Genomic DNA, 12,730 nt, shown 5'->3' with positions numbered 1-12,730 from the left:
GCCGCGGCCTCCCGCGGTGACGACGGCAAGGCCGGGGTGTCGGGCAAGGCGGTCGCCGCGGGTGTGGCCGCCGCCGGGGTGGCCGCCGCCGGGGTGGCCGCGGCGGCGGCGGCCAAGAACAAGGATGCCGAGGAGGACACCGACACGGACATCGAGTCAGGCACGTTCGAGGAAGGCACCCCCGTCGAGGCCCCACTCATCGAGGAGGAGGCGGTGAGCGAGGAGTTCACGACACTGGTCCCGACTCCTCTGCCCGAGGACACCGCCACGCCGGTGACGCCCACGGAACCTCCGACCGCCTACGACGCGGTTGGCCCAGCACCGGGGGAGGACCCGGATGCCCAAGGTGAGGTGCCGCCGAGCGGCGGCGGCCGACTGCCGGGCGGGGGTATCTAGAACCGTCCGGGTCCCTGGGACGGGCTCCCCACACCGGCTACCGTCCCAGGGGCCCCGGGGCGTGTCGGGAGTGCGCCGCCGAGGACCCCGGCCCGACAACGGGCAGGGGGCGCCGGCGGTGGCCGTGCACGTGGTGCTTACTCAGGGTTGTCGACGCGCACCGGGCTGTCCTCTTCTTCCTCCAGGTCGGGCCGGCCCCCGCCCTGTGCTGCGCTGCTGCCGAGGGAGGAGTCCTCGTGCGTCCGGCGGGCCAGGCGCCGGTCGACGGCGTCGTTGAAGCTGCGGGCGGCCCCGGCACCGACCAGCCCGCCCTGGGCTTCGCCGGCGGGCCTCATGGTCTTGGGTGGTTTCCTCGCCCGTGTCGTTGTGGGCGGGGTCCGTGGGGTCGGGGACATCCGGTGCGCAGCTCATCAGGTTCTTTTCTCAGGGGGGCCGGTGTGCTCAGGAAGTCGTGGCGGGTCCAGAGTTCCTCGATGGTGCCCGCCTGGAGGTCTTCGAAGATTCCAGCTCCTGAACCTCTTCCGGCATTCCCGGACGGGGGCGGTGACGTCGTACCGACGGACCGCTCCCGCCGGTGCTCGGCAGAGGTAGGCCCCCCGGGGGGAGAAGATGGCGGTCCCACGATGGTTCCAGTTCCTGGGGTGGGGTGGCACTCGGGCTCAGGTCACGGGGCTGGTCGCTTTGCGTGCCCGGTGGGCGCGCACCTTGGCCCGGTTACCGCAGTGACGCATGGAGCACCATCGACGTGCTCCGGCGGCTGAACCGTCGTAGAAGATGAGGTCACAGTCCGGCGCGGCGCAGACCCGGACGCGGATGAATCCCGCAGAAAAAGTGGCGGCCGCGTTTTCCGAAATCGTGGCCAGCGCGCACTCCACCGGCCACGCCGGCACCACAGCTGCCGGTGCATCGATCCGTCCAGGGATGCCGGAGCGCGCGGTGAGGGCATCAATGCGGACCAACGCATCCTCCGGGAGCTCGTGACCGCGGGCCAGCGCGCGGGCGACGTCGACGATGCCACCGCGCAAATCCAGGGCGTGCGCCAAGTCCTGCTCCGCGGCGGCAGCCACGGCAGGTGAGATGTGTTGACGCAACCACAGGGTCAGGTCCTCGGGCCCCCGCAAGCGGTCCCCGCCCAGGAGCCCGACGCCGAAGCCACCGGTGTAGCCGAAGTCAAGACAGATCGTCCCGGGACGAAAAGGCAATCCGGGGCCCCATGAGGACTGGGGTTCTCGACCTCGCGCCATGGGGTCACCGTAAATGATCACGTACGGGCCGGAACAGGTTCCCCACCCGCTGGCATGTTCCACCACGAGAATGACCTGCGTTGTCTGCCCCCCTGCACGCCCTCAGAGACCAGGCAGGAACCCATGAAACGGGCCCCCATCGCGCTCCCGCACAGGGCCTCTGATCGCTGCTGGACGGGGTAGTTCCTCGTCAGGACTGCAACACTCCTCAAATTTGAGCTATGGACAGCGTCGCGCAGGGCCCTGATCACTGGATGACCCCCTCCCGACGCTCGAAGTCACAAGGGGTTCGACATTACATATGGCCCGGATAGCGGCTATCAGTCAGCTCAACGTCACCCGATCGTGCGGCGGTCCCCTGCGGCGCTTCCTCCGGTGCTGGTGTGGTCACTAGCCTGGGAGCACCACGACCGGCGCCGGGGACGTCCGGTGCCGGACACGGGGCGGGGAGCACGAGATGGACGCAGGGAGTGGGTATCCCGACAGTGACGAGCGGAGCCTTTTGCCGCAGGGTGGCGCCGGATGGGCCACGGTGGTTCTGTGGGCGCACCGGTTCGGGTTCCTCCTCACCAGCGTGCTGGCCGGCTGGGGCGCTTACCATCTCGTTCTCGAGGAGGTCGACGACGACGGGCGCTTGCCCTGGTTGTTCCTGCCGCTCTGGGTGTTGTCGGCCTATGTGCTCTTGCCCCGGTTGCACCGTCTGCTCACCGGCATCTACGTCCCTAGCTACTTCATCGGGCGGGCCCGCACCTCTGACGGTTTGCTGGGGGACCCGGTCAATCTGGCGGTGGTGGGTGCCCCTGCGCGGTTGTCGGCCGCGATGGTCAGGGCCGGCTGGACCATCGCGGATCCTCTGACGCTTGGCACTGGCTGGCGCATCGTGCGGGCGTTCATGTTCCGCCGGAGCTACCCGGCGGCGCCCGTCAGCTCCCTGTTCGCCTTCGGCTGCAGGCAGTCCTTGGCGTTTGAGCGGGAGGTGGCGGGCAGCCCGGCCCAGCGTCACCATGTCCGGTTCTGGATCTGCCCGCCGGGGTGGAGGCTCCCGGGTGGGTACGCCGTGGACCTCATCGGGGCGGCCACCTTCGACCGGCGCGTGGGCCTGTCCCTGTTCACGCTCCAGATCACCCACAAGATCGCCGCAGACACCGACCGGGAGCGGGACCTCGTCGTTTCATCCCTGCACGCCGTCGGTGCCAGGATCCACGTCGTCGAGCAGTACTCCACCGGATATCACGCACGCAATGGGGGCGGGGACGCCATCGAGACGGACGGGGACCTGCCCATCATCGACGTCGGCAAGTTCGGGGCGCCGGGCGATGGTCCCGGCGTCGGGTGAGCAGTCCCGTCCGGCAGGACCACCGGGATGATCCCGCGACTCGGCCCGCTGTGGGGCGCCGGCGCCGATTCCGTGCGCGTGCTCGCCAGGTGGGGAGGGCAGGCTCAGGTCGGGTGCGGCGCCTGCGGGTCAGGCCATGGGTGCGAAGGAGGATGACGTGTCTCCCAGCCAGGTCAGGGACTCGACCATGGCCGGTCGCCACACGTCGGGTCGGTGTCCGCCCGAGCTGGTGATGCGGGTGGTCAGCGAGGTCGGCGCCCGTACGTGCGGCTGGAACGAGGCCAGCGACTGCAGCGGTATCGGGTCGCCGCCGCCGCTGAAGAACCATATGTCCACGTCGGGACGGAGCTGGGCGATGCTGGATCCCAGCGTGTAGCGGGGGTCGTCGTGGGCTGCCCACTGCTGGCCCTGCGTGTAGATCGGGGAGAAGTACCCTGCGATGTTGATCGATCTGGGCCACCGGTCCGGATGGCGCACCGAGAGCATCGTGGCGCACCAGCCGCCGGCGCTATAGCCCAAGGTGGCCCATGCATGGGGATTATCGGCGGCGCGCAGGTTCGTCCTCACCCACTCCACCACGTCCACGGTCACCCAGGATTCGTACCTGCCTGCGGAGCCGTCGACGCACTCGGAGTCCAGCCCGGAGGGGTAGACATCGGGGATGACCACGATCGGCTCGCGCAGCTGCCCCTGGGCGACCTGGTCCCGCACGATGCGGTCGAAGTCGAAGGTGTGGATGTAGGCCTCGGGAGTCCCGGGATAGCCGGTGAAGGCGGTCAGGACCGGATAGGCGCGGTCCGGTTGGTCGAGGTAGGACGGGGGCAACCACACCAGCAGCTGCTGGGTGATTCTGGTCGTGGGCCCTGTCAGGTCGAAGGACACCCACTGCCCTTCATCCGACGCCGGGGCGATCTGGGACCCGATGTCGGGATTGGACCGCGGATTGCGCTGATGGTCGCTGAACGTCGGATCGTCCAGCGGTGCGGGGGAGTTCACGCGCCCGGGCCGTGCGCCGATCACCGTCTCCGTCGCCGGTCGGGGTGCGTCGCCGGCGAAGAGGTCCGCCCAGGAGGAGTACCAGCGGTTGTCCGCATTGAGTTTCAGGAACAGGGTGAGGACCGTGAGGAGGGTGACCAGGACCAAGGCCAGGGCCTGCACAAGGTACTTGCCCCATCCATGCCCCCGGTGGTCGGGCAGCCACAGGACCGCGAACCCGGCGGTGAGCACCAGGAGCACCAACGTGGTGGCCAGCGGGACCCACTCGGTGAGTTCGTAGTCAGGCACTGCCCCTCCTGTCTCCTGCCCGGCCCCGGATGGTGGCCCGGGAAGGTGGCTCCGCGAGGTGAAGAGCAGATCGCTCGTGCCACGCAGGGGCGCCCCAGGCGATGGACGCAATCATGTGGAGGTTGGATCCTGCGGATTCAACTGCGTGGGGAAGGAGGACGAACGAATGGGAAGGTGAGTACTTCACGGATGGTGGTGCTGTCTGTGAGCAGCATCACCAACCGGTCCACCCCGATGCCCAGGCCTCCGGCCGGTGGCATTCCCGTCTCCAGGGCGTAGAGGAAGTCCTCGTCGATCTCCATGGCTTCCACGTCCCCGGCGGCCGCCTTCAGGGATTGCTCGGTCAGGCGTCGCCGCTGCTCGACCGGATCGGTGAGTTCCGAGTACGCCGTGCCGATCTCCATCCCGTTGGCCACCAAGTCCCAGCGTTCGACGAGACCGGGAACGCTCCGATGCGGGGCGGTCAGCGGAGACGTCTCGGCCGGGAAGTCGCAGTAGAAGGTGGGGTGGATGGTGGCTGGTTCCACCAGCTCACCGTAGAGTTCTTCCAGTACGGCGCCCGCTCCCTGGCCCGGTCCGATGCCGACTCCGTGCTCGGTGGCGATCTCCAGCAGCTCGTCGAGATCGGTGTCGATCGAGACGGGCCGTCCGACCGCCTGTGAGACGGCGTCGGTGACTGCGATCACGGGCCATGGTCCGGAAACATCGGTGAGTACGGAAACCCGGCCGGTGCCGTGGACGTCGCGCAGGGGCAGCAGGGGTGAACCGTGCAAGGTGGTGGCCATGGTCTTGATGAGACGTTCGGTCAGTTCGCGCATGTCGTGGTAGTCGGCCAGTGGGTGGTAGGCCTCCAATGAGGTGAACTCGGGGTTGTGCGTGGCGTCTGCGCCTTCGTTGCGGAAGTTGCGTCCGATCTCGAAAATGGGTCCCGCTCCAGCCACGAGCAGCCGCTTGAGGGCCAGCTCCGGGGCGATGCGCATGGTCAGCGCGGTGCCGTAGGCGTTGATGAAGGTCCGGAACGGGCGTGCGGAGGCCCCACCGTGGACGGTGTTGAGCATCGGGGTCTCCACCTCGCGGTAGCCGGCCTCCACGAGGAACCGGCGCATCGCCGTGATCGCAGCCGAACGACCTGCGAGCACGTCCAGGGCTTGGGGGTGGACGATCAGATCGGTGGATCGGCGCCGCAACCGTGCTTCCGGGTCCTCGAACCCGGAGAAGGGAACCGGGTGCAGCGCCTTGGCCACCACTGTGAGAGCTGACACGAGCAGGGAAGGCGTTCCCTTCCGGGACCGACCGGGGTGGGCCTCAGCGACGATCAGGTCCCCGGTGTCCAGGGCCCGGGCCAGCACCCCGAAGTGCTCCACCCCCAGGACCTGGCGCTCGAGCACGGCCTGACGGGTGGTTCCGGCGTCGGTGAGGTCCAGGAACAGCACCCCACCGTGGTGCCGGATCGCCCGCACCCGCCCGTGCACCCGCCATTGGGGCCGTGCTTCTTCCTCGCCGGTGGACGGAGTCGTGGCGGTCGCCGCGGCCGGATCCACGCGACCGACGGAAGAAGCTGGGGCCACTCCGATCGGGTACGGGGGCATTCCGGCCTCCTGGAGCATGCGCGCGTGCCGGAGCCGGTGCTGGGTCTGCTGGGTGCGCCGCGGCTCCCGCACGGACACCGGGGCTTCCTGGAGCGCCCGGATCCGGCACAGCTGACTCTCGTCGAGCCGGTGCTGCGATGCTGGTGCGGTGAAGGGCATGGGCAGGAAGCCCTCGGCCTGGCCTGCTGCGGCTCCGGTGCGGGCCAGGGCCAGAGCACCGTCGAAGCACAGATAGCGGGGCACCCACTCCGGGCGGTACTTGGCGTTGGCCCGGTAGAGGCTCTCCAGTTGGAAGAACCGGTCGAAGAACCCCAGGACGGAACTGTTGATCCTGGTCAACCCGCCGGCACCGAGCCGTTCGGCGTCGACGAAGACCGAGCGGAACATCGCGAAGTTCAGCGACACCTTCGTGAACCCGCGTGCCGAGCCCTGCTCCATGAGCTCGGCAACCATCAGCTCGGTAGTGCCGTTCGGCGCCTCAGGGGACCGGCGCATCACATCCAGGGAGAGACCACGACGCCCCCAGGGCACGAACGAGAGCAGGCCCACCACCTCGCCCTCGCCGCGATGAGCGGTCACCACCACACACTGCTCATCGGCCGGATCGCCCCACCTGTTCAGCGCCATGGAGAACCCACGGTCCGGTTCCTCCCCCCGCCATTGCTCCGCCAGAGCACCCAATCGCCCCAGCTCACCAGCGGACAGCTCCGCGTGACGGCGGATCCGTACGCTCAACCCGTCCCGGCCGGCTCGGCGCACCGCTCGGCGCACCTCGGTCATCGACGTGCTGGCGAGGGAGAATCGATCGGTGTGCAGGACAGCCTCGTCCCCCAGCGTCGTCACTGCCAAACCCGCTGCGGCATGCGCCCTCGCTCCGGCCTCGGAAGCTGCCAGCACCGCCGGGGTCCAACCGTACCGGCGGGCACGGTCCTTCCACGCCGCGACGGCCTGGGCCCAGGACAACGGGTCTCCCACCGGGTCACCGGCGGCCAACGACACACTCCCGACCACCCGGTAGGCCACCGCCGCCCGGGCATCGGGGGAGTAGACGATCTCTTTGTCACGACGCGTGGAGAAGTACCCCAAAGAGTCGTCCTCTCCGTGGGTGGCCAGGAACGAGCGCAACGCCACCTCCTGCTCCCCCGACCAGTCCTCGTTGCGCCGGGACGGGCGGAGAAACACGTAGAGGGCCGAGATCAGGGTCAAGGCCAGCAGCACCGAGCTCAACAAGGGAATCCACTCGGGCACCGCCTCGTGAAAGCGCGGATTTCCGACCGGCACTCCCAAGGCACGTGAGATCGCCGCGGCCAGGACGCGCCAGTCGTCAACCGCCGTGGCGGTGACTGCCAGCAGCAGGACGTGAGTGAGGGCCACCGACAGGGCGACCCCGGTCACGAGCGTAAGCGCAGCGGCACCACCGGCCCCGGACCGGGTGCGTGCCGGGAACGCGTCTCGCACCCACCAGGTCAGCCACAGCAGGGGCAGACCCACCACCACCGCCAGCACCTCGAAGGCGAGGTGAGTTGGCTCTGTCCTCGGTGTCGGGCCCACCTCGAGGCCGAAGCCCCACACCCCGACGAGGATGCCCGCTGAGATCAGCATCCCGGCCAGCTCGAAGGCAGCCACAATCACCAGGGCCATGCGCTTGCGCCGGATGAGGGCCCCGGTGAGCAGGAACAGGGTGACGACCGAGACCAGTGAAGGGCTCAACGGGATGTTGAGCGCACCCAGGATCATGGTCGGCCAGTGCACGAGGGAGGGGCGCAGCAAGTGCACGAACCACAACACGACGGCGAGGACCGTGGCCAGGGCGAAAGCCCAGACCAGCACCTTCGCCCACCGTTCCCGGGCAACCGGCACCGGAGCAGATCCGGCCTCAGTCCCCGGCCCAGAAACATCGGCGGCAGTGGGAACCAAGTGAACCGGCGCGGAAATACCCATGGGCGAAGATCCTTCCCGGTGACATCCGCTCTTAGCCTAGATAGAGGGCCGGTCCTGCGATAGACAAATCACGTGGATGAAGCGGCCTGTGGAGCGGTGGAAGGGCGAGCGGTGGACCTGTGGAGCTTCATCGGAGCAGCGGCCGCGACAGGCTTGGGCGGATTTGACCCTGGCCCCGCCCTGATCGGGGCGGCCGCGCTGGGCTCCGGGGTTCCGCCTCGCCATGTGCTGGGCTTCGGGGCCGTGCTGATCCCGGGAACCGCGGTCTGCGGGATCGCCCTGACCGCGCTGGTCGGGTCGCGTCTGTCGCGGGTGGACTGGCATGCTCTGCTCCGCGACGGGGCCACCGCGGCCTGGATCGAGCTCGCGGTAGGTGCGGGGCTGCTCGTCTACGCCACCCACCGCCTGGTCCGTCGCCATCACCGCGCGAGGACCTCGACCCGGCGTCCTCCCAACGCGACAGGCCTGTACCTCACGGCCCTCGGATTCGTCGCCATCGTCGTGTTCGACGTGCCGTTCGAGATCTTCGTGGCCACGGCGGGCGACCAACCCCAGTGGCTGGTGGGAGCCGGATGGACTCTCTGGGCTCTGATCTCCCAGTTGCCGTTGGCCCTGCTCCTCGTCGCCATCATGGCCAAGAGGCACGCCGCCATGGTGCGCATCGTGGCGGTTGCACAGAGGCGCCTGGGCCCGCTGGCCCACCTGTTGCTCGGATCGGCACTGGGGTTGGTGGGGTTGTTCCTGACCGTGGACGCGGTGCGGTTCCTCGCCATCGGCCGCTTCCTGATCGCCTAGCCCGGCCCCTGGGACGCACCGGCGGCACCCGTGTATAGGACTGGGTGCCGGGACGTCCTCTCGTCGACGGATGGCGAGCCCCGGGGGCGGAAGGACCACAGGCACCTCAGCCAGGCCACAGTAGACTCCGTGGCCATGGGCTGGGTGCACGTAGCGACGACCGTGTTCCTCACCGTGGAGTACGGCCTGAAGCTGCTCGCCGTCGGGACCGTGCCGGAGAATCGCCGCCCGTCGTCGTCATCGGCGTGGTTGCTGCTGATCCTGTTCGTACCCTTCATCGGTTTCCCGCTGTACTGGCTGATCGGCAGCCCTTACGTGCGGGGGCGTAGGCACACCATCCAGGCCGAGGCCAATCAGCGACTGATCGAGCACACCGGGCACCTGCCCTCGATACCGGTCGGCGCCGAACCCTCGCCGGCCCTGGAGTCAGTGCTGCGCATGGCCCGTCGGCTCACCGCCATGCCCTGCATCACCGGGACCGACGAAGGGCTCTACGGCGACACGGGAGAGGCCTACGCGGCGATGACCGACGCCGTCGCCTCCGCCCGCCACTACGTGCACGTGGAGTTCTACATCATGGCGTGGGACGACACCACCGACCCGTTCTTCACCGCGCTGGCGGACGCTGCAGGGCGGGGCGTTGCGGTACGTCTACTCATGGATCACCTCGGCTCGCGCAAGTACCCGGGGTGGCGGCACTTCCGCCGCCGATTGACGGAGTCAGGCATCGAGTGGCAGCTGATGATGCCGATCTCCCCACTACGCGGTCAGTGGCGGCGCCCCGACCTGCGCAACCACCGCAAACTGCTCGTCGTCGACGGCGAGACCGCCTTCGTCGGCTCCCACAACATGATCGACCCGGCCTACGGCAGCGCGAGGAACGCACGACTCGGGCGGCGCTGGAAGGACCTCACGATCAAGGTCAGCGGCAACATCGTGCTCTCTGTCCAAGCGGTCTTCGCCACCGACTGGTACACCGAGACCGGAGAACGGCTCGACCCCCGGCAGCACTTCGTCCGGAAGCCGGAACTCGTTCCCGGAGGCACTGCCAATGCCATGCAGCTCATTCCCTCAGGACCCGGGTTCCCCTCCGAACCCAACCTTCGTATCTTCACCTCCCTGGTCCATCTGGCCGTCGAGAAGGTGTTGATCACCAGTCCGTACTTCGTGCCCGACGAATCGCTGTTGGCCGCGATGACGACGGCCGCCTACCGGGGCGTGCGGGTGGAGCTGTTTGTGGGGGAGGAGGCCGACCAGTTCCTGGTGGGGCACGCCCAGCGCTCGTACTACCGTGCCCTGCTGGAGGCGGGCGTGTTCATCTACCTCTATCCCGCCCCGACGGTGTTGCACGCGAAGTACCTGACGATCGACGACAGCGTGGCCGCCATCGGCTCCTCGAACATGGACTTCCGCTCCTTCACCCTCGACTACGAGATCATGCTGCTCGCCTTCGGCGGGGACCTGGTGGCACGTCTACAGGCCAACGACAGGCAGTACCATGCGGTCGCCCACCAGCTCTCCCTGGCCGAATGGAGAAGGCAACCCCGATACCAGCGCTATCTCGACAACGTCTGCCGACTGACTTCGGCCGTCATGTGAGCGCTCCGGCACTCGCCCCCCGCCCGCCGGACACGGTCGTGCCCGGCACTGCGTCGCATCCTCGGATCCCCGCGTATCGGCCGTCCTGTCCCGTCCGGGGACCTGTACCTGTGCGGAACCTGGAGGACTCCTGCGGCAACCATGACGCGGAAGGAATGGATCTCCATGTGGGCGTGCACGCTGTCATGTGCACTCTGGACCCACCACCATGCTGCTCATGGCTCGTGGAGACTCCGGTAAGACTGGGTAACGCCGCTCTGACAGTTGTCGGAGCCGCGTGTTGACGACCGTCGTCGTGTCCAGGACGGCTGGGATCCTTTTCTCGCCGACGGGCGTACGATGAGCCGCGTCGGCGTCTACCGGCCGTAGGAAGTGGTCCCTGTGCGCACCTTTCCGCACCTCCTCCCTGTTCGCCGCCAGTCCGGGCGCCAAGAGGTCGAACCCTTACCCAGCACACCCCCGCCGTCGGGAGCAGCCTCTGAGGGTGACCCGTCGCCTCCCGCGCAGCAGGCGGTGTCCCCGTGGGCCGACGGGCTGGGCCGGGCCGGGGCACGGGCCGTGCAACTGCTGGCGCTCACGGCCGTGGCAGCGATGCTGCTCTATGTGGTGCTGGCGCTGAAGGTCGTCGTGCTGGCGGCGTTGGTCGCGCTCATCCTCGCCTGCGCGGTCCACCCTCTGGTCCAGGGCTTGACCCACCATGGGTGGGGCAACACCGGGGCGACCCTCACCGTCTTCGTCTGCCTGCTCGGCGTCATGGGCGGGATCATCACCGGGGTGGTGCTCGGGGTGCGCGGGCAGCTCGACGACCTGATCACTGCGGCCACGACCGGCTGGCAGCACTTCCAGCAACTCCTCGCCGCCGGACCGCTGCCGGCGCCGGTGGACGCGGACACACTCAACGCGGCCCTGGCCCAGCTCAGGGACTACCTCGCCAGCGCCGGCGCCCGGCGGAGCGCCCTGAGCGGTTTGACAGCGGCCTCCGAGGTGCTGACCGGCGCCGTGCTGATGGTCATCGTACTGTTCTTCTTCCTCAAGGACGGTCCCCGCCTGTGGAACTTCATGCTGCGCTGGTTCACCGGGAACACCCGGGCCAGGCTCGCCGAGTCCGGGGACCGAGCGGTGAGCATCCTGGGGTCCTACGTGCGCGGCATCGCACTGATCGCCACCGTCGATGCCACCTTCATCGGGATCGGACTCTGGGCGGTGGGGGTACCACTGGTCGTTCCGCTGACGATCATCGTCTTCCTCACCGCTTTCGTTCCCATCGTCGGCGCCCTGATCGCCGGAACACTGGCCGCACTAGTGGCGCTGGTGACCAACGGCCCGGTCGCGGCGCTGATCGTCGTCCTGATCGTAGTGGTCGTCAATCACCTCGAGGGCTACTTCCTGCACCCGGTGGTCATGGGCCACACCCTGCGCCTGCACGCTCTCGTGGTGCTGCTGGCCCTGTCCGCCGGCACCGTGCTCGCCGGGGTCGCAGGCGCGGTGCTGGCCGTGCCGCTGACCGCCGTGACCTGGGCCGTGCTGCAGGTCTGGACCACTCGCTACCAGACCGGCGAAGACCCAGTGCTGGGGCCCGATCCCGTCTCCCCGAAGGAAAGCGCAGCCGACCGGATCAGCCGGCTGAACCGCCGCCGATACCAGCGCATGCGTGACCAAGCCCGTCCCGCCCCCTGGGCCACGCCTCCAACCCCGCGCATGCCCTCCCACACCCAGATTTCACCCTGACCCTGCAGATCCCCTCTGTTCACTCGTCGATCACAGCCGGCAGGACGGGTCGGTGTAAAGCGTTGTGGGCAGTGGCGCCGACAGCGTTTCCGACCCATGAACGGATCCGTCTGACGATCGTTCCAGGTTCAGTATCCGTCACCTCTGAGGCCATGGTGTGTGGTGGTCAGCGTTCTGGGTTGGGTGTGAAGGTGTGGCCCAGGGCGGTGGAGACCTCGGTGAAGATCCGTGTGGCCGGGGTGGCGCACGGCAGGGTTTTGGGGTCGTCGCCCAGCACCGGGGACTCGGGGCAGTCCCCGGAGGGGATGTCGCTGGTGGCCTGCACGACCACGGTGGTGTCGGTGGTGGTGTCGTAGTAGACGGTGGTGTTGTAGCCGGGCTGCGTCCCGGTGTGTCCGACCCAGCCGTCGATGCACCCGAAGCCCAGCCCGTAGCCGGACTCGGGTGGCTGGAACGAGGTGAGGCGCTCCCGCTGGGCCTCCGGTTCCAGCAGTCCGTGCCCGGTGCCCATGGCCCGGCCGTAGACCAGCAGGTCGTCCACGTCCGAGATCAGGGCCCCGGCGGTGAACCCCCAGGAGGGGTTCCAGTGGGTGGCGTTGGCCGGGGCCTCCGGGGTCGCGGTGTCGCCCTGGAGCGTGAAGCCCTGCGCGTAGGGTTCCGGCATCTGAGTGGATGCCCCGGGCCAGGTGGTCTCGTCGAGCCCCAGGGGGTCGAAGATGTTCTCCTCGAGGACGTCCCCGACCGGCTGGCCGGTGACCTGCTCGATGACCAGGCCCAGCAGGATGTAGTTGGTGTTGGAGTAGTCGAACTGCTCACCG

General features: G+C 68.6%; 10 protein-coding genes. 5 read left to right on the top strand and 5 right to left on the bottom strand.

Going from position 1 to position 12,730, the window contains the following annotated elements:
* A partial coding sequence (locus ACFYE3_RS18800) for a hypothetical protein (protein WP_387611938.1) occupies positions 1–396 on the top strand: 396 nt, incomplete at its 5' end.
* Between the two features lie 137 nt (positions 397–533).
* On the opposite strand, the gene ACFYE3_RS18795 is transcribed toward ACFYE3_RS18800, so the two are convergent.
* Positions 534–731, bottom strand: a complete 198-nt coding sequence (locus tag ACFYE3_RS18795; protein WP_387611936.1) for a hypothetical protein — start codon at positions 729–731, stop codon at positions 534–536.
* 324 nt (positions 732–1,055) lie between these two features.
* On the bottom strand, positions 1,056–1,598 hold the full coding sequence (locus ACFYE3_RS18790; protein WP_387611933.1) for a CGNR zinc finger domain-containing protein: 543 nt from the start codon (positions 1,596–1,598) through the stop codon (positions 1,056–1,058).
* A 499-nt stretch (positions 1,599–2,097) separates the two neighbouring features.
* Here ACFYE3_RS18790 and ACFYE3_RS18785 point away from each other — a divergent pair, with 499 nt between their 5' ends.
* Entirely contained in the window at positions 2,098–2,976 is an 879-nt protein-coding gene (locus tag ACFYE3_RS18785) for an LssY C-terminal domain-containing protein (RefSeq protein WP_387611930.1), read from the top strand.
* A gap of 129 nt (positions 2,977–3,105) precedes the next feature.
* On the opposite strand, the gene ACFYE3_RS18780 is transcribed toward ACFYE3_RS18785, so the two are convergent.
* Together ACFYE3_RS18780 and lysX are read right to left on the bottom strand one after the other, a co-directional pair.
* Positions 3,106–4,260 carry an alpha/beta hydrolase gene (locus ACFYE3_RS18780; protein WP_387611927.1) on the bottom strand — a complete coding sequence of 385 codons (1,155 nt, stop codon included), beginning with the start codon at positions 4,258–4,260 and terminating at the stop codon, positions 3,106–3,108.
* A 137-nt stretch (positions 4,261–4,397) separates the two neighbouring features.
* Complete coding sequence (gene lysX / locus ACFYE3_RS18775; protein WP_387611924.1) at positions 4,398–7,679, bottom strand: bifunctional lysylphosphatidylglycerol synthetase/lysine--tRNA ligase LysX; 3,282 nt, start codon at positions 7,677–7,679, stop codon at positions 4,398–4,400.
* Positions 7,680–7,862: 183 nt separating this feature from the next.
* Between lysX and ACFYE3_RS18770 the strand changes: the two genes are divergently transcribed.
* The 3 genes from ACFYE3_RS18770 to ACFYE3_RS18760 all read left to right on the top strand — a co-directional run bounded on the left by ACFYE3_RS18770 (position 7,863) and on the right by ACFYE3_RS18760 (position 11,912).
* Complete coding sequence (locus ACFYE3_RS18770; RefSeq protein ID WP_387611922.1) at positions 7,863–8,585, top strand: hypothetical protein; 723 nt, start codon at positions 7,863–7,865, stop codon at positions 8,583–8,585.
* Positions 8,586–8,720: 135 nt separating this feature from the next.
* On the top strand, positions 8,721–10,184 hold the full coding sequence (gene cls, locus ACFYE3_RS18765; protein ID WP_387611919.1) for a cardiolipin synthase: 1,464 nt from the start codon (positions 8,721–8,723) through the stop codon (positions 10,182–10,184).
* Between the two features lie 513 nt (positions 10,185–10,697).
* Positions 10,698–11,912 (top strand): AI-2E family transporter, encoded by a 1,215-nt coding sequence (locus tag ACFYE3_RS18760; protein ID WP_387611916.1) that lies wholly within the window; start codon positions 10,698–10,700, stop codon positions 11,910–11,912.
* Positions 11,913–12,078: 166 nt separating this feature from the next.
* Here ACFYE3_RS18760 and ACFYE3_RS18755 read toward each other — a convergent pair.
* Positions 12,079–12,730: serine hydrolase domain-containing protein (locus ACFYE3_RS18755; RefSeq protein WP_387611913.1), on the bottom strand; the 652-nt coding region annotated here is incomplete at its 5' end.

The sequence above is a fragment of the Kocuria arenosa genome (assembly GCF_042879215.1).
Taxonomy (GTDB): domain Bacteria; phylum Actinomycetota; class Actinomycetes; order Actinomycetales; family Micrococcaceae; genus Kocuria; species Kocuria arenosa.
Note: the sequence above shows the minus strand (reverse complement) of the source record. Positions and strands in the feature narration are given on the sequence as shown.

Bases quoted from the DNA above. Each gene is read 5' to 3' on its own strand.
- cls (WP_387611919.1), top strand. From the start codon at position 8,721: ATGGGCTGGGTGCACGTAGCGACGACCGTGTTCCTCACCGTGGAGTAC.
- ACFYE3_RS18795 (WP_387611936.1), bottom strand. From the start codon at position 731: ATGAGGCCCGCCGGCGAAGCCCAGGGCGGGCTGGTCGGTGCCGGGGCC.
- ACFYE3_RS18785 (WP_387611930.1), top strand. From the start codon at position 2,098: ATGGACGCAGGGAGTGGGTATCCCGACAGTGACGAGCGGAGCCTTTTG.